Origin of the sequence: Micromonospora sp. CPCC 206060 (genome assembly GCF_036906895.1) — a bacterium.
Lineage (GTDB): Bacteria > Actinomycetota > Actinomycetes > Mycobacteriales > Micromonosporaceae > Micromonospora.
In genome coordinates this window covers 79,488-99,909 of record NZ_JBAKHU010000017.1, presented here as the reverse complement: position 1 = coordinate 99,909, position 20,422 = coordinate 79,488, and the positions used below count along the sequence as shown (strand labels likewise).

Genomic DNA, 20,422 nt, shown 5'->3' with positions numbered 1-20,422 from the left:
GTCAGCCCCTGGCCCCGGCGAGTACGACGGTCGGCTCGTCCGCCACCGCGTGCCGGGCCTCGATCTCGGTGACGAACTCGGCGATCAGCCGCTCGAACTCCTCGGTCGCCTCGAAGTAGGGCAGGTGACCGACCGACGGGACGACCACCGCCCGGGAGTCCGGGATGATCCGGGCCAACTCGTTCAGGGTGTTGCCGCTGGTGTAGAAGTCCTGCTCGCCGGCCATCAGCAGGGTCGGGCAGGTGATCGAGGTGAGCTTGCGCCCGTCGTCCTTGGTGGTCAGCGAGGCGCGCAGGTTCTTCGCCGCCTGGGCGGGCGAATTCAACGCCAGGAAACGTTCCCGCAGGGCCAGGTAGGTCGCACTGCCGCCGGCCTCGATGGTGCGGTCGGAATAGATCAGCGGGTACATGACGTCGAAAAGCGAACGAACGCCGCCGGCTTCGACGGCGTTGATCCAGGATTTGATGATGTACTTGCGCCGCCGGCCGCCGAACGGGTTGAACATCGGGCCGACGGAGACCATCCCGCGCAGTTTCTCCGGGTGGGTCACCGCATAGTCGCGGGCGATCAGCGTGGCCACCGACGTACCGACCAGATAGACCTGGCCCAGATCCAGCTTCTCGATGAGTTCGCCGAGATCCGAGATGTGCGTCTCGATCCCCAGGTCCTCCTTGGCCCGGCTGGACGCACCCTGGTTGCGCAGGTCGTACGTCACCACCCGGAACTTCTCGGCCAGGCGCGAGGTGAAGTTCTTCCACAGCGGGCAGATGATGAAGAAGTTGTTGACGAAGACGAGGGTGGGAGCGTCCTGCGGCCCACGGGACTCGTAGTAGAGCTTGGCCCCGTCCGACGTCTCGATTGCACCTCCGGCGTCGTAATCGACCTGGAGGCCTTCCACTTCCTGAATTTCCATGAGCCGCGTCGCCCTTTCCGGTTTGTACGCTCCCCACTCTCCTTCGAGGAAAGGCTAGGGAGCGGCACCACAGGGCGGACACCCCACATGTCCGGCGGCTCACCCCTATCTCAGGGGGCCACCCCGACCACGCGACAACGTCGGGGATATTGCCGTTGACCAGCGTGTGGACGCGGCAATATCCCCGACGTTGTCGATGAACCAGGGTCGAAGGTCCCGTATCTGTGCCTACTCCTGCCCGGCCGCCCGGACCAGCCCGGCGAGCGCCGTCGGGGTGGGGTTGGCGAAGAGGTTCGCCAGCCGGAGGGAGACCCCGGTCTCCTCCTCGACCCGCTGGATCAGCTTGGCACCGAGCAGCGAGTGCCCGCCGTGGGCGAAGAAGTTCGTGTCGGCCAGTACGTCCGACCGGCCGAGCAGTTCCCGCCAGATCCCGACCAGCCGGCCGACCAGTTCGTCGTCGTACTCGGTCGGCGTGACCTCGACCGACGACTCGGTACGCCGTTCGGCGGCCAGCCGGGTCAGCGTCGGGTAGTCGACCTTCTGGCTGACGTTGGTGGGCAACGCCTCGATCACGAAGAACTCCTGCGGCACGCTGGACTGGGGTAGCTGCTCCCGGGCGTGTTCCCAGAGCGAGTCGACGATCTCCTTCTCCGCCTCGGTACCGGCGGCACCGGACTCGATCCAGGCGACCAGTACGCCGTCCGCGCTGGGGTCACCGACCAGCACCACCGCCGCCGCCTTCACCTCCGGGTGCGCGGCGAGGACCACCTCGACCTCACCCAGCTCGATCCGGTTGCCACGCAGCTTGATCTGCCGGTCCCCCCGGCCGAGCACCTCCAGGGTGCCGTCGGGCAGCCAGCGGGCCAGGTCACCGGTGCGGTAGTACCGGCCGTAGTCGGGGTGCTCGCCGAACCGCTCGGCGTTCAGGTCGGGGCGTTCGTGGTAGCCGATCGCCACGCCCGCCCCGGCGATGCACAGCTCACCGCGTACCCCGACCGGCAGTTCCCGTCCGGCCGGGCTGGCGATGAAGACCTGCGTCTCGCGCAACGGCCGACCGACCGTGACCCGGTCGAGTCCGTCGGTGGTGACCTGACCGGAGGTCGACCAGATGCAGGTCTCCGTGGGGCCGTACACGTTGCGCAGGTCCACGCCGGTGTGCGCCAGCCGGCGGGCCAGCGCGGCCGGCAGGGCCTCGCCGCCGCAGAGCGCGATGCGGCCGTCGAGCGCGTCGGCCGCGTCGTCGACCACCAGCCGCCAGCTGGTCGGGGTGGCCTGGGCGATCCGTACGTCGTGCCGGCGCAGCAGCTCGGCCAGGACGCGGCCGTCGGTGCGGGCCGGGTCCGGGGCGACCACCAGCCGTCCGCCGCTGACCAGCGGCAGGAACAGCTCCAGCATGGAGATGTCGAAGGTGAACGTGGTGCTCCAGAGCACGCCGTCACCGGGGGCCACGGCCAGCTCGTCGACGAAGTGCGCGATGAGGTTGGCCAGGTTCCGGTGCGACAGCAGCGTGCCCTTGGGCTTGCCGGTGGACCCGGAGGTGTAGATGAGGTACGCGCAGCCGGCCGGGTCGGGTTCGCTGAACTCCCGCACCGGCTCGTCGCTGCCAGCGGTCACCGGCTGCATCGGCAGCACCGTGCAGTCCGGGCCGACCGGGAGGGTCACCCCGGGGGCGACGAGTGCGGCCCGGGCGCCGGCGTTGGCCAGCGTGTAGGCGATCCGCTGTTCCGGGTGGCCGGGGTCGATCGGCAGGTACGCGGCACCGGCCAGCCAGACCCCGAGCACCGCTGCGGCGAGTTCCGGGCTGCGCGGCGCGGCCACGCCGACCACGTCCCCGGTGCCGGTACCGGCGGCGACCAGTGCCTGCTGCGTGGCGGTCGCGGCGGCCCACAGGTCGCGGTAGACCACCGACCGGTCGCCGTCCTCCACGGCCACCGCGTCCGGGCTGGTACGGCAGCGGTCCGCGACAGCGGTCAGCACGTTCACCGGTTCCGGCAGTCCACCGGTACGGTTGGCCGCCCCGATCACCGTACGGTCGGTGTCGCTCCAGCCGCTCAGCTCGCGGACCGGACGGTTCACGTCCTCGGCGACCTGGAGGAAGAGCGCCTCGTAGCGGCGCAGCAGCAGGTCGACCTCGGTCCGGTCGAACGCCCCGGTGTGGTACGCGGCCCGGATCGTGATGTCGGTGTCCGAGGGGAGGATGAAGAATTCCAGGTCGAACTTGGAGAAGCCGTTCTCGACCGACAGCCCCTTCAGGCCGGCCTGCTCGAAGCGGGACGGGTCGACCCCCTTGGCGTAGTTGAACACGTGCTGGAACAGCGTGTTCCGCCAGGACGAGCCGGCTCCGCGCGGCACCTCCAGCAGCAGGTCGTCCACGGGTACGTCGGCCTGCGACAGCGAGGTGAGGAAGGTGCTGCGGGCCTTGCGGACCAGCTTGGCGAAGCTCTCCTCGACGTCCAGCTTGAGGCGCAGCGGCACCACGCTGACGTGGTAACCGATTGCCTTCATCTCGGTCGGCGGCCGGCTGTTCACCGGGGAACCGACCACCATGTCCGGACCGGCCCCGTGCTGGGCCAGCAGCAGGTAGTACGCGGCGAGCAGGATGACTGCCTCGGGCGCGCGCAGTTCCTTCTGGAGCCGCCGGACGATCTCGACGGCGGCGGGTGGCAGCGGCCGGGTGATCGTCTCACCGATCAGCGTCGGGTCGTCGTCCGGCTCGTTACCCACCCAGAGCCCGAACTCGGTCTCGTCGAAGTTCTGCAACTGCTTGCGCCAGAACTCCAGGCTGGCTGCGGTCGGCTCCACGTCGTGGGTGATCGGTACCGGCCCGAGCACCTCCGGCGGCAGCGGGTTGCCGCGCTTGAAGGCGATGTAGACGGCGGAGAAGTCGCCGAGCAGCACCCCGGAGGAGAGCGCGTCGAAGATCAGGTGGTGCACCGCGAGGCAGAAGACGTCACCCTGCTCGGTGCGGAAGACCCGGGCCCGCAGCAGCGGCCTGCCGGTGAGCGCGAAGGCCGCCCCGACGAACCGGGTCACCGCCGGCTTGACGTCCGCACGGGCCACCTCGACCTCGTCGAGGGCGATCTCCAAAGACCCGGCGGGCATGATCCGCTTGGTCAGTCCGGCGCCGTGCTCCTCGAAGACGGTACGCAGGATCTCGTACCGGTCGAGCAGGAAGTCCAGGGTCCGGCGCAGGGTGGGCAGGTCGAGGCGCCACTCCGTGGAGAAGGCGAAGGAGAGGTTGTTGACACCCGTCCCCGGGACCATCTTCTCCAGCAGCCACAGGGCTTCTTCCTTGCGGCTGGCCGCGACCCGGTCCGGCGCCGCCGCCACGGCCACCGACGGGTGGCTCTCTCCAGGTGTCATCGGGTGTATCTCCTCTTTCCCGGCTCGGCTCGGCGACTGTCCGGCTCAGCTCAGCAACTCGACGATGGTGCGGGCGACCTCGGGACTGCTCAGCAGCGTGGCGTGCGGGATCTCGAAACGGATCTCCTTTGCCACCAGGGCGGCCCGCTGCTCCTCGGACACCAGGTTCAGGCCGTTCGTCGGGGTGTTCGAGCTGATGGCGATCGGCTTGCGCTCCTCCTCGCCCACCGGTCCGGCGGCGGCCCGCACCTGGGCGCCGGCAACCAGGTAGCGGGCGAACGCGTCGAAGGCGACCAGCAGTTCGGCGCCGTGCCGGGGGTCGATGCCGGCCCGCTCGAAGCCGATGTGCCCGATCTCCTGGAAGACCGTGCTGATTGCCGCCTGGAGGGCGGTGATGTCGTGCGAGTTCTCCTGGTAGAGCCGGTCGGCGGTGCCGAAGGCACTCTGCCGCTCCGGCTCGGACAGCAGTGGCGCGAACCGCTCCAGGGCCCGCTGGAACTGCATGTGCAGGGTCATCGGGACGGGAATCTCCGGGTCGACCAGGATGATCGTCGGGATGTCCTGCTGCCATTCCCGGATGCCCCGGGCGATGGCGGGTACGAACGCCGCGCCCGCGCAGAAGCTGAGAATGCCCCGGATGTGCTTGCCGCTGCGCTTCAGCTCGGCCAGCCAGTCCCCGACGTAGGCGGCTCCGGAGACCTCACCGGTGAGGTCCATCGACGGCATGGTCTCCCACAGCCCGAACCCGTCGCCGATCAACGGCGCCAGGTCGACGAAGCCCGCCTCACCCCGACCGGTGATCGGAAAGTCGATCCCGATGACGATCGAGTCCGACTTCCCGTCCGAATACACAACCCACGAGTTTGCGCCCTGCATGATTCCCTCCCCGGGAAGCAGATTCAACGTCGCACGTCATCCGGGCCCACATACCACCGGCCGGCCCACTGCGACACCGCCTCCGGGTGCCCGGTCGACCGGTGATCAGTTGTTCCCGGTCAACCGATCCGGTTCGTGAAGCCGGTTCGGCGGAAGTAACGACGGCAGCAATTTGCCGGTCGACGCTCCGACTGTTTCCGACATTCGCGAATGATGGCCTGGGTGTCTACGATCGGTCACTGTAGTCAGCGGTCCGGGAAGCCGTACACCCCTACTCGGCGCACCGGACCCGGCGCACCCCTACGCGTCGTGACCAGCCAGTCCGGGTCGGGACGGGCACTGTGGACCGGTGGTCGGGACGGCGGCCCGGACCAACGGTCGGGCGGCGCCGGCGGGGCACCGGGCCGGACCTGCCGGACGGCGGCGGAACGGCCGGTCCCTCCGGGGCACCCCGACGCCGCACAGGTTCCACCGTCCGGGTGGAATTCGCAAGGCCAAAGACATTGAGGGGTTGCCGGACCGCCGGTTCATTTCGTACGGTTTCCCCTATAGCGCGCCGCCACCCACCGGTGGTATGGATACGGCGTTCACGACCACCTCCACTGCCTTTCTTCAGATCGGGGCGACCACGATGAACGAGACCCACCACGCGGCACACAGAAAGTCGAAACGCTATTTCATCCAGCATTTCGTCGAGATGTGCATCGCGATGTTCGTCGGGATGGTCGCGCTCGGTCCGCTCTGGACGGTCACCTTCTCGGCGCTCGGGTTGCCCCGGCTGCACGACAACGCCGAGCTGCACGCGCTGGTGATGGCCACCAACATGACCATCGGCATGTCCGCGTGGATGCGGTTCCGGGGTTGCAGCTGGCCGGCGATCGCGGAGATGGCGCCCGCCATGTACGTGCCGTTCGTCGCCCTCTTCCCGTTCATGTGGGCGGATCTGATCAGCCGGGGGACGATGTTCACCCTCGGGCACGTGCTGATGCTGCCGGCCATGTGGCTGGTGATGTTGCGTCGCAAGGACGAGTACATGCACAGCCACAAGCACCACAAGCAGCAGCGGCGCGCGGCAGCCGAGCCGGCCGTCGCCCCGGAACCGACCGCGCAGCAGGGATCGGCGTAGCCGCCGACGGCGGCCGGAGCGGATCGGGGGCGGTGCCCCCGGGGCCGCCCCACCTGGGGTCGGATAAGGGTTTCCGCCGCTCCCGGCCGACCGTAACCTTCCGGATCACGACGTGACATGTCGCTTCGGTGACCGGATACCCGCCGCACTCCACCGGGCGACGCCGACCGGCCGACGCCCCGCCGGTGCCCGGCAGCCGCCGAACTGACTGATTCCCTGGAGGACCCCCGTGTGCACAGACCTGCGTTCCGCACCCGCCGAGCCGTGGGGCGAGCGGCGATGACGGTGCTCAGCAGCGCGGTCGGCGTGACCGGCCTGCAGGACACCGACCTCGACCCCCGGCACCCGGGCGTACGGCTGGCGCAGCTGCTCGACTTCGGCACGTTGCGGTTGATGCACGAGCCCGACGACAGCGGTGTCACCGCGGTACGCGGACAGATCGCCGGCCATCCGGTGATCGCCTACTGCACCGACGCCACGATCATGGGTGGGGCGATGGGTGCCCGGGGCTGCCGACACATCGTGCACGCCATCGACGTGGCGGTCCGCGACCGGGTACCGGTGATCGGCCTCTGGCACTCCGGTGGCGCCCGCCTCGCCGACGGGGTGGAGTCGATGGACGGCGTCGGGCGGGTCTTCTCCGCCATGGTGCGCGCCTCCGGTCGGGTGCCGCAGCTCTCGGTCGTGCTCGGTCCGGCGGCGGGCGCCGCCGCCTACGGCCCGGCGCTCACCGACATCGTGGTGATGTCCAGGGGCGGCCGGATGTTCGTCACCGGTCCCGAGGTGGTCAGGAGCGTCACCGGCGAGCAGATCGACATGGAGGCGCTCGGTGGCGGTGACGCCCACTCCCGCAGGTCCGGGGTGGCGCACATCGTGGTCAACACCGAGGAGGAGGCGTACCGGCAGGCCCGGCACCTGGCCGAGCTCTTCGCCCGACCCGGCCGGTTCGACGTACCCACCACCGACGGCGACGCCGACCCCTCGGCGCTGCTGCCGGACTCCCCCAAGCGCGCCTACGACGTACGGCCGCTGCTGAAGCACCTGCTGGACGCGTCGGAGACCGGGCCCACCCTGATCGAGCTGCAACCGAAGTGGGCGTCGAACATCGTCATCGGCCTGGGCCGGCTCGCCGGCCGGACGGTCGGGGTGATCGCCAACAACCCGCTCCGCAAGGGCGGCTGCCTGGACTCGCTGAGCGCCGAGAAGGCGTCCCGTTTCGTGCGGATGTGCGATGCGCTCGGCGTACCGCTGGTCGTGGTGGTCGACGTACCCGGTTACCTGCCCGGTGCCGACCAGGAGTGGGACGGGGTGATCCGGCGCGGGGCGAAGCTGCTGCACGCCTTCGCCGAGTCGGTGGTCCCCCGGGTCACCCTGGTCACGCGCAAGTCGTACGGCGGCGCGTACATCGCCATGAACTCCCGGTCCCTGGGGGCCACGGCCGTGTTGGCCTGGCCCGACGCGGAGGTCGCGGTGATGGGTGCGGAGGCCGCCGTCGGCATCCTGCACCGGAGGAAGCTGGCCGCGGCCAGCGAGGAGGACCGTCCGCAGCTCCTCACCGAACTGGTGGTGGAGCAGCAGCGGATCTCCGGCGGCGTACGCCGCGCACTCGACCTCGGCGTCGTCGACGAGGTGATCCAGCCGGTGGAGACCGTCCGGCGGATCGCCGAGGCGCTGGCCGCCGCTCCGGCCGGCCGTGGGCATCACGGCAACATCCCCCTGTGACTCCCGGCGGCGGAGACCGGGACGCCGGACATGGCGGACAATCGGGTGAGGTGCGCTCCCGATGGTCGCTCCGGTGTACCCAGCTCCGCCGCCGGGTCATCAGCGCCGTCGGGCCGAGAACCGGAGGGGAATACGTGCGAGTACTACCGGTACCGGGTCTGACCCCGACGGTCCTGGCCGACGGCCAGCTGGAGCTGCGCTCCGATCTGACCGGCGAGTCCCTGCGCTGCCATCCGGCCTGCACGGCCATCTGGATCGCGTTGCGCCAGCACGACGGCGACTGCGTCGCCGCGGCCGAAACCCTCGCCCGTGCCTGGGAGACCGACATCGAGACCGTCCGGTCCGATCTGGACGCCTGGGTCGACCTGCTGCGGGCGGCCGGTTTCGTGCGCTACTGGGAGACGGCCGAGACGAGGGCCCCGGCCGCGCCGGTGGTCCGGCGGACCGGACCGGCGCGCCGGCGCCGCCGCCCGCACGTCCCGCCCCGGCCCTGACCGCTGCCGGCCTGGCCGCTTCTCCCTGCGGGCCACCACGTCACTTCGTAACGCGGAGTAGGGGCCAGTCCGGCGGTCGCCAACCTGACCCTCGACGCTTTGCTCTGCTTCAACAACGGAAACACCTGCGCTGAGCTGGGGTTCTGCTATCCCGGTCGGTCCGGCGGGGCGGCGAGCCGGTGACGGAAGGTTACTGTTGCCTCCGCTGAAGCAGAGCAAAGCGGGCACAGGTGGGTGGGTGACCGCGATGGCCGCGACCGCCCGTAGGGCCAGCCGGCCACCCGGTGGGGCATCATCGAACCACCAGCGACTGGCGGCACGCGCCGCCGAACGCGCAAGCCGGTAGGCCGTACCAACGATCCGGCCCGGTCGAGGCGATCGACCGGGCCGGGCAGGTGGTGCGGTGGGGCACTCAGTGGGCGGGCCGGGTGTAGTGCCCGTCGTGGTAGAGCAACGGTTCGCCGGCCGGCTCGTGGCTGCCCAGCAGCGGGGCGGCGATCACGATGGCGTGGTCGCCGGCCGGGACGAACTGGGTCACCCGGCAGAGCAGCCAGCCCAGGGCCCCGTCGAGCAGCGGCACGCCCCGTGGGCCGTACCGCCAGTCCCGGTGGGCGGCGAACCGGTCGATGCCGTGGGTGGCGAAGGTGCCGGCCACCGCCGACTGGTCCGCCCCGAGCAGGTGTACGCCGATGTGCCCGGCCCGGACCATCGCCGGCCAGCTCGACGAGTCCCGGTTCAGGCAGACCGAGACCAGCGGCGGGTGCAGGGACAGCGAGGTGAACGAGGTGGCGGTGAAGCCGGCGGGGGGATCGCCGGCGACGGTGACCACCACGACACTCGACGCTTGGCGCCGGAACCAGGTCCGGAACAGCTGGTCGTCGACCGGCTGACCGATGGGTGCTTCGATCTCCACGGTGGTCATTCCACTCCCACCTGGTTCCGATGCTTCGGCATGGGGGCTCCTTTGCGCAGACGGTGGCGGATCGGCGACGGTGGCGGCACGACAGCGGGCCGGGAGGGTCCGACCGCCGCGCCTCAGACCGTCGAGAGCTGACGCTCGTCCCGGCGGGACCGGTCGAGCCAGAACGAGATGACCGGGTCCAGGTAGTCCGCGTACGCCGGGACCGGCGCCGTGGTCCCGGTGGGCGGGAGCACGTTGCCGTCCTCCAGGTACGGACGGTAGGTAGCCATCACCCGGTCGAGCACCCGGGGATTCGGCATCCGCACGTTCCCCACCTGCCAGCTGTCCAGCGACCGCCGCAGGAAGTCGTACTGGCGCATGCCGAGCACGGCGACCTGACTCATGATCGGCCGGCCCTCGATCAGCCGGTGCCGGTTGAGCACCGCCACGACCTGCGGCACCAGGTCGGTCATCAGCGGTGCCGCCGACCCCGCCGAGGCGACCACGTCCCGGGGTCCACGACCGGCGAGCTGGTCCACCATGAGCTGGAACAGTTCCTCGGCCACCCAGTCGACCGGGACGATGTCCATCCGGTGGTTCCGGCCGGCCGGGATGACCGGGAGTTCGTACCGCTCGATGAGGCGCACCAGCGGGTAGATGCCGTGGAACCGGGAGATGCTGCCGGTGCGGCTGTGCCCGACGACCAGACTGCACGCGAAGACCGAGAGGGTCAGGTCGGCGAAGTCGGCCCGGAGCATCCGCTCGGCGGCGGCCTTGGACTCCTCGTAGGTGTTGCGATAGCGCCAGTTCTCGGTGGCGGTGAACGCCGAGGAGACGTAGATGAACCGGGTGGCCGCCGAGGTTCGCCGGGCCAGGGTGGCGACGTGACGGGTCACGTCGACGTTGGCGCGTACCGCGTCGGCCAGCGGCAGGGTCCAGCTCACGTTCGCCGCGACGTGCGCGACCAGAGTGCGGTGTACCCGCCCCAGCCGGTTGGCGAGGGCGGCGACCGCGGTGGCGTCGCTGAGGTCGCAGACCTCGGCGCGGAGTACCACCCGGAGCACCGGGTCGGCCCGCTCCAGGAACCGGTCCCGGGACCGGTTGCTGGAGAAGACCCCGACCAGTTCGGCGTTGCCGGCGAGTGCGGTGAGCCGCTGGGCCAGTTCGCTGCCAAGCGCCCCACCGAGGCCGGTGACCAGGATCCGTCCGCCGCTCATGCGACCTTCTCAAGGGCGGTGAGCTGCTCGCCGATCGCGGCCAGCATGCCCCGTGAGTTGGCCTCGATGGCCTGGGCGCCGAGCGGGTCGAGGACCGCCGAGAGCGACGGGATGCCCAGGTCGAACTCCAGGGTCAGCTCGACCCGGACCCGGTCCCCGAGATCGGTGAGTTGCCAGTCGCCCCGGAACACCGCCAGGTCGCCGTCGACCTGGTTGAAGGTGATCCGGTGCGGCGCGTCGAAGACGTCCCGCTCCTCCCAGGTCATCTCGGTGCCGTCGAGCAGGACCCGCCAGGCGCTGACCGCCTCGCGGCCGGACCGTTCGAGGATGTCGACGCTGAGCACGTTCGGCATCACCGCCGGGTAGCGCTCGAATGCGGACACCACGTTCCACACATCGTCGATCGCCGCGCCCCGGATGTCGTGTGCGGCGTGAACTCTAGGCATGGTCACCTCTGTCTAAGCTCGGAGAAGTCGCCGCCGCAGCCGGCAGCGACGCGGCATTCACCGCCCCGACGAAGGCGTCGAGGCCGTCGATCAGCTCGGCCCGGTCGATGACCACCGGCGGGTAGATCCGGATCACGCTGGGGCGGCTCAGGCAGAAACTGATCAGCAGGTTCCGGCGGGCCGCCTCGATCACGACGTTGCCGGCGAGCGCCGGGTCGTCCAGTTCGACGCCGATCATCAGGCCCTCACCCCGGACCTCGCGGACCCGGGGGTTGCCGGCCAGCCCCTCGGCCAGCCTGGTGCGGGCGGTCAGCCCGAGGTCGCGTACCCGGTCCAGCAGATGCTCGTCGCAGACCAGGTCGACGACGGTCTCGCCGACGGTGGCGGCCAGGGCGCCACCGGCGAACGACGAGGCGAGCACGACCGGGTCGGTGGCGGTGGCACCGATGGTGGCGCTGCTGAACACCACGGCCGAGACCGGTAGCAGGCCGCCGCCGAGGGTCTTACCGACCAGGAGCAGGTCCGGCCGGCAGTCGTCGGCGGAGCGCCAGCGCCGGCCGCACCGGCCGAGGCCGGTCTGGATCTCGTCGAGGACCAGCGGCGTGCCGGTGGTGGTGCAGACCTGGCGTAGCTGCTCCAGGAACTCCCGGGCCACCGGGCGGATACCGCCCTCACCCTGTACCGGTTCGATGAAGACACCGGCGATCCGGCCGGTGGCGAGCAGGTCGCGTACCGGGCCGATGTCGTCGGGTTCGAGGAAGTGGACCTTGTTGCGCAGTCCGAACCGGTCCCCGCCGCCGGCCGCGTCGGAGAGGCTGAGCGCCCCCATGGTCTTGCCGTGGTAGGAGCGGCGGAAGGCCAGGAACTCGTCCCGGCCGGTGGCCAGCAACACCATCTTGACCGCCATGTCGACGGCCTCGGCACCGGTGTTGGCCAGTACTGCCCGGTCCAGGTTGGCCGGGGTGGCGTTGATGAGCGCCTCGGCGCACCGGGTGGCGGCGTCGTTGCCGAGCACCTTGCCGGAGAGTCCCATCAGGTCCAACTGCTTGGTCGCTGCGGCGGTCACCGCGGGATGCCGGTGACCCAGCAGGTGCAGCCCGAAGGAACCGAAGTCGAGCCAGCGCCGGCCGCTGGTGTCGACGATCCAGGCGCCCTCGGCAGCCACCTCGCCACCGAGCAGGCCGGAGAGGCGGCGCATCAGCGCCTCGGACCTGCCGAAGGCGGCGGCGTAGCGGGTCAGAAAGCCGGTGCTCACGGTCGACCGTGCTCCTTCGGTGTCCGGGGTGTCACGCGGGTTGCCCGGCACCGGCGGTGTCGAGTTCGCGGGTGAGGAGGTCCACGACGGCGGTGTCGGAGACCAGGGCCGGTACGACGTCCGGATCGATCTCGATGCCGAACTCGTTCTCCAGTGCGATGACGAAGCGCAGGTGGCGCAGTGAGGTCCAGCCGTCGACCGTCTGCGGGTCGAGCCGCTCCGGCAGGTCGGCCAGCGCGCGGTCGAATACGGATGCGAAGACTTCGCGGACGCGTTGCTGGATCATCGGTCTCTCTCCTACAAGCTGACCTTGGGCAGGATCTTGGTGGTCAGACGGGCGGGTACGGTCCGCCCGCCGCAGCTGTGCCGGGCCAGCGGCTCCCCTGCCGCCAACGCGGTCGGCACCAGCCGGTTGGTCCGTAGCGCCTGGTCGGGGTCCCGGAAGACCGGATTGGCGCCGGGGACCATGGCGGCGAAGAGGGCGAAGATCGGGTCGAGCACCTTGGTCAGTCCGTCGGTGTCCTCGATCTCGACCCAGGCGTGCACCATCTCCATCCCGACCACCCAGCCCATCCGGGTGGTCGCCGGGACGCCCGCCTCGACGCAGAGCTGCCGCAGCCAGCGGCTGGCCGACGCGCAGCTGGCCACCCTCCGGTCGAGCATCAGGTCGACGTCCGCCTGGAGGTCCTCGGGCAGCTTGACCCAGCGCAGGTCGGTGCCGAGGAACTCGCGCATCGCCGCCCGGGCCCCGGCGGACCGCAGCGGCAGCAGTTCCCCCCGGGTCTGGAGGGTCGCCGAGATGCCCAACGCCGGGCTGGCGGAGACGACCGTCTCGTCGTCGCCGGCGTCCGCCGGTTCGGTGGCGTAGTCGGTGAGGTCGCCGTCGTACTCCTTGGGCAGTGGCCGGGCCAGCACGCTGCGTGGCGCGTCGCCGCACCCGTCCGGTGCGTCGCACTCGACCCGGGCCGAGAAGGCTGCGGTACGCGGGACGAGTTGCGCCTCGGTACGGGCCCGCATCCAGCGCAGCGCGAAGACGAAGACCTGCTCGGACATGCTCTGGCCGGTACCGGCGTAGAGGCCCAGGTTGAACAGGTCACGGGAGTCGAATCGTTCCCGGCCCAGCTCACCGGTGCCGGGGAGCCCGTGCCGGACGAGGTCGGTCAGGGTGGCGTCGTCGCAGCCGAGCAGTTGCCCGGCCTCCGCCCGCCCGGTGTCCGCCCGCCGGTGCCGGGCCGGGATCGGGTAGAGCAGGGCGAGTGAGCGGTGCAGCCCTTCGGCGCTCATACCCGGCTCGGGCAGTCGCGCCACATGGTGGTGACCACCGCGCCGGTCGGCAGTGTGTACCGCTCCCGGACCCGCCAGCCGAGCAGTTCCTTGACCTCGGCCATCTCCGGTGAGGTCGCCTCCAGGTAGCCGGGCCGGCCGATCCGGTCGATCCGGGCGGTGGCGGCGCGCATGAGCAGATAGCCGGCGCCCAGCGAGTCGGGCCGGGAGCCGATCAGCCAGAAGTGGGCGTGCGCCTGCTTCGGGTGCAGCCGGTCCAGCGCGTTCGACACCGTCAGGCTGCGCGCGGTGACCCGGGGACCGGCCAGGATGATCGCGACCGACCGGAGTACCCAGCCCCACCAGGGCAGTCCCCGCTCCCCGTCCGGGAAGACGATGATCACCCCGTCCAGCCGTTCCCCCCGGTACGCGCCGAGCAGCACCGCCTTCCGTCCCCGGGCGATGAGCACCTCGGCGTAGTAGAGCGCGGTGAGTACCAGCCGACGGTGCCAGGACCGGGTCGGACCGGTCGCCTGCCAGATCGGGTCGTCCATGAACGCGGCGGTGAAGACGCGGGCTGCTGCAAGATTGTCGCCGCGATCCAGATCGCGGGCCTTCAGTTGGTTTTCTGTCGCCACGCTCATCGGGTCCCCTGACTCCCTGACGTGTCGTTCGCAGGGCGCCGGATTCAATGTCCTGCTGGTCCTGCTACTTTTCGGGTGAGCAGCAGAACATCACCGCGTCTGATGCGTGTCAACGAAAAGGCATTCGTTTAGGGGCCGGGGGCCGGCTTTCCGGGGCGATTGTTAGGGGTCATTCCACTGCTCCGGAGGGCCACCCGGGAGACGATTTCGTCACCGTTGGTGACGGAACGGGCACGGATACGGTACCGGGGGGCGGGCTTTTCCGCCGAAGGCGTCAGGGGTGCCTAGGGGATGTCTCCCGCCGCCAATTCCGGTGATCCTTGACACAGGTGGGTAGTGGCCAGGCGACCCTGCCGGCACCCGCCCTACCGAGGTAGTCGAGAAACCATGCGACGCGAAGGCGGTTCCCATGCCCGAAAGTAGCAGTTTCAGCTCGTCGGCCCCCACCTCCACGCTACTGGCACCGCCCCGGGCCGGCCAGCTCGGCGCCAACCGGCCGGCGGACCAGGTGGCCGCCGCCCGGCGGATCGACGGGGTGTCGGTGGTACTGGAGGGCGGCCCGGCCGGTCTGCCCCGCACCCTGGTGGTCACCGCACCGCTGGCCGCCGAGGGCCGGCTGCGGATCAGCCACCACGGGGGATACGAACACTTCGAACGGGTCTTCACCCCGGGCGGACGGTCCAATGTGTTCCGCTGGACGAGTCGGACGAAAATCGCCGAGTAACACCGATCCGATCGGGCCGGGGATACATGGAAAAGGCGTCGACCCCTAACCGCCCTTAATGTCGGCCGGGCCACCCTAGAACCAAATTGCAGCCGTTCCGGGGCAATTTTTCGGCCCATACGCTCGCCCGGTGAGTACCAATGACGCCAAGGGCGGCAACCTGCTGGCGATCAGTGACCTGCACGTCGGTTATCCCGCAAACCGGGAGATCGTCGCCGGCCTACGCCCCACCTCCGACCAGGACTGGTTGATCGTGGCGGGGGACGTCGGCGAACACGTCGCCGACGTGGCGTGGGCCCTCGGCCTGCTCAGGGAACGGTTCGCCACGGTGGTCTGGACACCCGGCAACCACGAACTCTGGACCCCCCGGGACGACCCGGTCCAACTGCGGGGCGAGCAGCGCTACCAGCACCTGGTCGGGCTCTGCCGTGACCTCGGGGTGGTGACGCCCGAGGACCCGTACCCGGTGTGGACCGGTCCGGGCGGCCCGGTCGTCGTCGCCCCGCTCTTCCTGCTCTACGACTACAGCTTCCGGGCGGCCGGCACCAGCAAGCAGGAGTCGCTGGCCTGGGCGCACCGGTCGGGGGTGGTCTGCACCGACGAGTTCCTGCTGCATCCCGATCCGTACCCGGACGCGGACACCTGGTGCGCCGCCCGGGTACGCCAGACCGAGCGCCGGCTGGACGCCCTGGATCCGGCGCTGCCCACCGTACTGGTCAACCACTTCCCGATGACCCGGGAGCCGACGGAGGTGCTGCGCTACCCGCAGTTCGCCCAGTGGTGCGGCACCACCCGGACCGCCGACTGGCACCGGCGCTACCGGGCCCGGGCCGTGGTCTACGGACACCTGCACATCCCGCGTACGACCTGGGCCGACGACGTCCCGTTCGTGGAGGTCTCCCTCGGTTACCCGCGGGAACGCGAGATGTACGGACGGCATGGCGACCACCTCAGAGTGGTCCTCCCTGCGGAGGAGAATGCATGATCGAATCCATCCTTCCGGCCTACGTGGTGGCCGTCGACATGTTCGACGACCCGCCTGACGCCCGACTCTTCGACGCCGAGGAGCGGGTGGTGAGCCAGGCGGTGGAGAAGCGCCGCCGGGAGTTCACCACCGCCCGGTTCTGTGCCCGGCGGGCCCTGGCGCTGCTCGGCCGGCCACCGGCACCGATCCTGCCGGGGCAGCGCGGTGAACCGCGCTGGCCGATGGGGATCGTCGGCAGCATCACCCACTGCGCCGGCTACCGGGGCGCGGTGATCGGCGAGGCCGAACGGGTCCGGACCATCGGCATCGACGCCGAACCGAACGCCGCGCTGACCGAGGGTGTGCTGGAGGCGGTCTCCCTGGGCGCCGAACGCGACGACATCCGGACGCTGGCCCGGGAGCATTCCCGGGTGCACTGGGACCGGCTGCTGTTCAGCGCCAAGGAATCCGTCTACAAGGCGTGGTACCCGTTGGCCCACCGGTTCCTGGACTTCGAGGAGGCACTGATCAGCATCGACCCGTTGGCCGGTACCTTCTCCGCCCGGTTGCTGATCGACGGGCCGATGGTCAACGGCCGGCAGTTGACCGGCTTCACCGGCCGGTGGCTGGCCTCGGACGGCCTGCTGCTGACCGCGATCGTGGTGCCCACCATGCTGGCGGCCCGGCACTCGCCGGTCCGGCTCACGCCGGCCACGCCGGTCGTCCCGGCTCCGGCCTGAGCCGGACGGGTGGTACGCGCCGGACGGGTGGTACCCGTCCGGCGCGTACCGCTGTGCGGAGGACTGTCAGCCCGCGCCGGAGAAGTCGAGTTCCAGGTCGGCCGGCAGTTCACTGCGCCGGGTCACGTTCAGCTTCCGGTACGTCCGGGTCAGGTGCTGTTCCACCGTGCTGATCGTGATGTAGAGCTTCTCGGAGATCTCCCGGTTGGTGTAGCCCACCGCGGCCAGCGCGGCGACCCGCCGTTCGGCGTCACTGAGCAGGGCGGTGACCCCACCGGGGGCGGGTTGCTGCTGCGCCGGGTTCGGGCCGTCGTCCCAGGCGGCGTTGCGGGACAGTACCCGGATCAGCCGCTGGGCCTGGCACTCCTCGGCCAGGGCCCGGCCGCGTCGACCGATGGTGCCGGCCCGCCGCGACTCGCCGAGGGCGTAGTAGGCCTCGGTCAGGTCGACCAGGGCGCGGGCCATCTCGTACCGGTCGCCACCGGCCTGGAGCAGGTCCGCCGCCTGGCGGAGCAGCATCGGCCGGTGCCGGACGTGACTCACCGAGGCGAGCTGCCGCAGGGTGATCCCGTGTACCCGGGCCATCTCCTTGCCGCACCGGCCGAGCTGGTCCTCGATCAGCCGGCGGGCCTCGTCCGGGCGACCCATCCGCAGGTACACCTCGGCGGCCTCGGTCCGCCAGGGCACCAGCCCCGGCACGTCCAGCTCCCAACCGCCCATCAGCTTGCCGCAGAGCTGGAAGTCGCGCAGCGCCAGCGGCAGGTGCCCGGCGGCCAGGCTGTACCGGCCCCGCGCGTGCAGGTAGTGCAGGCCGTACCGGGTCTGGAACATCGCCTCCGGTACCGGCTGGTCGAGCTGCTCGCGGACGTCGTCGAAGCGGCCCATGGCGGTCGCGGCGAGCATCAGGTTGGCCAGCGGGAGGCCCACGGCCACCCCCCAGCTACTCGGCGGCATCAGCCGCAGCGCCTGCCGGGCGTACCGCTCCGCACCGGGCAGGTCCCCGAGCCGCATCGCGATCTCCGAACGGACCGCCAGCAGCCGGGCCTGCCGGCTCGGCGCGCGCCGGTTCTGCGCCTCCTCGACGAACAGGTCGCACCAGGGCGCGGCGCGTTCCGCCTGCCCGCCGTAGACCAGGGAGAGCAGGGCACTCTCCACGGTGTCCAGGGTCATCTCGTCGAGTCGGGAGCCGCGCAGGATCCGCTCGACCTCGGTGGCGAGTTCGCCGGTCAGGCCCTTGGTCAGCACGGTGGCCAGGGAGCTGGCGGCCTCCAGCCGACGACTGGCGGCCACCGTGGTCACCGCGGCCGGGGCCTGCCGCAGGTGGGTCAGGAACGGCGGGTACGAGCAGCGCAGCCAGGGCCGGGTGATGGCCAGTTCGGCGACGGTGTCCGGGTCCAGGCCGATGCCGGTGTCGTTGAGCTTCTCCAGCACATCCCGGGCCTCGGCGAACCGGCCGTGCCAGAGCAGCACCTTGGCCAGGACCACCGTGTCGCCGCCGCGCAGCAGGCCACGCCGCATGGCGTCGATGAGCTGCGGCAGGTAACCGGCGGCCAGGCTCGGGTTGATCCGCCACTCGGCACGGACCAGGGTGGTCATGATCCTCGCCTGCCGCTGCTCGTCGACACAGGACCGCCAGGCGAGCTGGAGGCACTCCACGGCCGACGGGACCCGGCCCTCGCGCAACGCCTGCCGGGCCGCGTCCTCCAGCACCGCGATGCCCCACGGCTCGCCGACGTGACCGGCCCGGACCAGGTGCTCCGCCACCACGCAGGGCGCGGCGCCCCGGTCGTAGGCGAGCACCGCGGCCCGGCTGTGCAGGGCGATCCGCTCGTCGTTGTCGAGTTCGGCGAGGACCGCAGCCCGGGCCGCCGGGTGCCGGAACCCACCCGGGGTGAGCACACCGGCCGCCGCGAGCGCCCGTACCGTGCGGACCGCCGACTCGGTGTCGACGTCGAGCAGCCGGCTCAGCGAGTCGGACTCGCCGAGCACGGCGACCCCCCGGGCCACCCGCAGCACGTGCGGGCCACCCCGGTGCAGGCAGGCCACCACGGCCTGGGCGTACCGGTCACCGACCGCCACCTCGGCCGGCGGGTCGGCGTCGGCACCGGTGGCCTGCTGGTGGTCCTCCAGCAGGGCGCCGAGCAGTCGCGGGTTGCCGCCGCTGAGGGCGTACCACTCGGCGGAGAACCGGGCGGCGGCGGCCTGGCCCACCACCGACTCGGCGGTACGACGTACCCCGCCAGCGGTGAGCGGGGCCAGCCGGATGGTGCTGCTGTAGCCGGGGCGGAGCAACTCGTCACGGAGCAGCGGCTCGCCCGGTTGGCCGTACTCGGCCCGGCTGAACAGCATCAGCACCCGGGCCCCGCGCACCCGGCGGGCCAGGTAGGACAGGCACACCATGGAGGCCTGGTCCGCGTGGTGCAGGTCGTCCACCACCAGTACCAGCGGGCTCTTCTCGGCCAGGTCGAGCAGGACGGTGCAGAGCGCGTGCACCGTCTGGATGTCGATCTGCCCCCCGTCCGGCTGACCGGTCCGGGTGGCGCCCCGGATCCCCTCGGCGAGCAGTTCCATCGCCCGGGTGCGCTCCTCGGCCCGCAGCGGGGCGTCGTGCACCAGCTGGCTCAGCACCCCGAACGGCAGGTCCCGTTCGGTACGCGCACCGGCCGCCGTGACGGCCAGGGCCCCCTGGTCGACCGCCTGGTCGACGAAGGCGCTCAGCAGTTCGCTCCGGCCGGTCGCCACGGCGCCGGTGACCATGGCCACCCGGCCCCGACCCGCGATCACGGCGGACAGTAGTTCGTTGAGGGAGGAGACTGCCTCATCCCGCTCGACCAGTCTCAACCTGTGCCTCCTTGGCAACACGATGTTGTCCGACTCGTTGTGGTGGGGGAGCTTCGACTCAGGCGGTGCGGTAGGTCACGCACGCGTGCCGAAGTACATGGAGTACGAGTACGGCGTGAGCAGAACCTGGATGTGACAGGTACGTGCTCCGCTCCGGGCGCGGAAGATGACCGCGATCTCCGGGTAGGCCGCGTCGATGCCCAGACATGCGAAGTACCGGTCGCTGTCGAAGACGATCCGGTACGGTCCCCCCTCCATCTGTTCCCGCGTCCACTCGTTGATCTGACCGTCGGTGTCTGTCTCGGCCGTACTGATGTGCTCCCATCCCGCTTCGGCCGTGCGTTCCAGCCGGGCCCGGATGCCCACCGCTGGTCGACCGTAGATACCGTCCAAAACCTGGGCGGAGACGCTCATCTGCACTCACTTGACTTGTCCGACCCGCCGGTACGGCGGCCATCATCAACGAACGGGCGAGCCGGACCTTCCGACTCTCTACGTCGTACAGACTTCGGTGTCCCCTTATCGGTGCGCCTTCAAGGGGCTATCCGGGCGTGAAGGGGTTGCGCCGGGGCGGCCGGTCCACGGGTGGGGTCGGCACGCGCCGGATGCCATGAGTTAAACCCAGGGATAACCGATCGATTAGCTGATGACCTACGTTGGTACACAGCGACGGCCAGGCGCCTGTGGCGCGGGGCCGGATCGGACCTAGGAGAGTAGGCAGGAATGCGACGCACCACCCCCAAGGCCGCAATCAGGATCTGCGCGATCATCGCCGCTGCGGCTGCCGCCTTCACCCTTGCCGGCACGACTGCGGCTTCGGCCGACCCGACCTCGCCGACCTCGACCGTCACCAGCCCTCCACCGCAGAGGGACAACACCCCCTGGGGGTGAGCAGCGCAATAGGTCCGATGTGGACCGTCGCTACCCGGTACG

General features: G+C 70.7%; 19 protein-coding genes. 7 read left to right on the top strand and 12 right to left on the bottom strand.

Going from position 1 to position 20,422, the window contains the following annotated elements:
- Window position 1 precedes the first annotated feature (1 nt).
- The 3 genes from V6U90_RS14180 to V6U90_RS14170 all read right to left on the bottom strand — a co-directional run bounded on the left by V6U90_RS14180 (window position 2) and on the right by V6U90_RS14170 (window position 5,152).
- On the bottom strand, window positions 2-913 hold the full coding sequence (locus tag V6U90_RS14180; RefSeq protein ID WP_334435572.1) for an alpha/beta fold hydrolase: 912 nt from the start codon (window positions 911-913) through the stop codon (window positions 2-4).
- A gap of 228 nt (window positions 914-1,141) precedes the next feature.
- The gene (locus V6U90_RS14175; protein ID WP_334435569.1) at window positions 1,142-4,276 is read right to left on the bottom strand and encodes a non-ribosomal peptide synthetase; all 3,135 of its coding nucleotides are present in this window, start codon (window positions 4,274-4,276) and stop codon (window positions 1,142-1,144) included.
- A 45-nt stretch (window positions 4,277-4,321) separates the two neighbouring features.
- The gene (locus V6U90_RS14170; RefSeq protein WP_334435567.1) at window positions 4,322-5,152 is read right to left on the bottom strand and encodes a hypothetical protein; all 831 of its coding nucleotides are present in this window, start codon (window positions 5,150-5,152) and stop codon (window positions 4,322-4,324) included.
- A 574-nt stretch (window positions 5,153-5,726) separates the two neighbouring features.
- On the opposite strand from V6U90_RS14170, the gene V6U90_RS14165 reads away from it, so the two are divergent.
- From V6U90_RS14165 to V6U90_RS14155, 3 genes are all read left to right on the top strand, one after another.
- Window positions 5,727-6,278, top strand: coding sequence for a hypothetical protein (locus V6U90_RS14165; RefSeq protein WP_334435565.1), 552 nt, complete (start codon window positions 5,727-5,729; stop codon window positions 6,276-6,278).
- 279 nt (window positions 6,279-6,557) lie between these two features.
- Entirely contained in the window at window positions 6,558-8,000 is a 1,443-nt protein-coding gene (locus tag V6U90_RS14160; protein ID WP_334435563.1) for an acyl-CoA carboxylase subunit beta, read from the top strand.
- Between the two features lie 134 nt (window positions 8,001-8,134).
- Window positions 8,135-8,494: a hypothetical protein gene (locus V6U90_RS14155; protein WP_334435560.1), complete on the top strand. Its 360-nt coding sequence runs from the start codon at window positions 8,135-8,137 to the stop codon at window positions 8,492-8,494.
- 412 nt (window positions 8,495-8,906) lie between these two features.
- Here the strand turns inward: V6U90_RS14155 and V6U90_RS14150 are convergent, their stop codons facing one another.
- The 7 genes from V6U90_RS14150 to V6U90_RS14120 form a co-directional block, all read right to left on the bottom strand.
- Window positions 8,907-9,416 carry a flavin reductase family protein gene (locus V6U90_RS14150; protein ID WP_334435558.1) on the bottom strand — a complete coding sequence of 170 codons (510 nt, stop codon included), beginning with the start codon at window positions 9,414-9,416 and terminating at the stop codon, window positions 8,907-8,909.
- A gap of 113 nt (window positions 9,417-9,529) precedes the next feature.
- Window positions 9,530-10,612 (bottom strand): SDR family oxidoreductase, encoded by a 1,083-nt coding sequence (locus V6U90_RS14145; RefSeq protein ID WP_334435556.1) that lies wholly within the window; start codon window positions 10,610-10,612, stop codon window positions 9,530-9,532.
- Entirely contained in the window at window positions 10,609-11,058 is a 450-nt protein-coding gene (locus V6U90_RS14140) for a type II toxin-antitoxin system RatA family toxin (protein ID WP_334435554.1), read from the bottom strand. The genes V6U90_RS14145 and V6U90_RS14140 overlap by 4 nt, the downstream gene beginning before the upstream one ends.
- On the bottom strand, window positions 11,051-12,313 hold the full coding sequence (locus tag V6U90_RS14135) for an aspartate aminotransferase family protein (protein WP_334435551.1): 1,263 nt from the start codon (window positions 12,311-12,313) through the stop codon (window positions 11,051-11,053). The genes V6U90_RS14140 and V6U90_RS14135 overlap by 8 nt, the downstream gene beginning before the upstream one ends.
- 31 nt (window positions 12,314-12,344) lie before the next feature.
- Window positions 12,345-12,599, bottom strand: a complete 255-nt coding sequence (locus V6U90_RS14130; RefSeq protein WP_334435548.1) for an acyl carrier protein — start codon at window positions 12,597-12,599, stop codon at window positions 12,345-12,347.
- An 11-nt stretch (window positions 12,600-12,610) separates the two neighbouring features.
- Entirely contained in the window at window positions 12,611-13,597 is a 987-nt protein-coding gene (locus V6U90_RS14125; RefSeq protein ID WP_334435545.1) for a hypothetical protein, read from the bottom strand.
- Window positions 13,594-14,220 (bottom strand): hypothetical protein, encoded by a 627-nt coding sequence (locus V6U90_RS14120; RefSeq protein WP_334435542.1) that lies wholly within the window; start codon window positions 14,218-14,220, stop codon window positions 13,594-13,596. The genes V6U90_RS14125 and V6U90_RS14120 overlap by 4 nt, the downstream gene beginning before the upstream one ends.
- Window positions 14,221-14,629: 409 nt before the next feature.
- Between V6U90_RS14120 and V6U90_RS14115 the strand changes: the two genes are divergently transcribed.
- From V6U90_RS14115 to V6U90_RS14105, 3 genes are all read left to right on the top strand, one after another.
- Window positions 14,630-14,944 carry a DUF5988 family protein gene (locus V6U90_RS14115; RefSeq protein WP_334435539.1) on the top strand — a complete coding sequence of 105 codons (315 nt, stop codon included), beginning with the start codon at window positions 14,630-14,632 and terminating at the stop codon, window positions 14,942-14,944.
- 130 nt (window positions 14,945-15,074) lie between these two features.
- Window positions 15,075-15,929, top strand: coding sequence for a metallophosphoesterase family protein (locus V6U90_RS14110; RefSeq protein ID WP_334435536.1), 855 nt, complete (start codon window positions 15,075-15,077; stop codon window positions 15,927-15,929).
- A complete protein-coding gene (locus V6U90_RS14105; RefSeq protein WP_334435534.1) occupies window positions 15,926-16,648 on the top strand; it encodes a 4'-phosphopantetheinyl transferase family protein in 723 nt (240 codons plus the stop codon). The genes V6U90_RS14110 and V6U90_RS14105 overlap by 4 nt, the downstream gene beginning before the upstream one ends.
- Window positions 16,649-16,714: 66 nt before the next feature.
- Here V6U90_RS14105 and V6U90_RS14100 read toward each other — a convergent pair whose 3' ends face one another.
- Entirely contained in the window at window positions 16,715-19,489 is a 2,775-nt protein-coding gene (locus tag V6U90_RS14100; RefSeq protein ID WP_334435531.1) for a helix-turn-helix transcriptional regulator, read from the bottom strand.
- A gap of 75 nt (window positions 19,490-19,564) precedes the next feature.
- Complete coding sequence (locus V6U90_RS14095; RefSeq protein WP_334435528.1) at window positions 19,565-19,903, bottom strand: hydroxyisourate hydrolase; 339 nt, start codon at window positions 19,901-19,903, stop codon at window positions 19,565-19,567.
- A gap of 309 nt (window positions 19,904-20,212) precedes the next feature.
- Here V6U90_RS14095 and V6U90_RS14090 point away from each other — a divergent pair, with 309 nt between their 5' ends.
- Window positions 20,213-20,380, top strand: a complete 168-nt coding sequence (locus V6U90_RS14090; RefSeq protein WP_334435525.1) for a hypothetical protein — start codon at window positions 20,213-20,215, stop codon at window positions 20,378-20,380.
- Window positions 20,381-20,422: the final 42 nt, after the last annotated feature.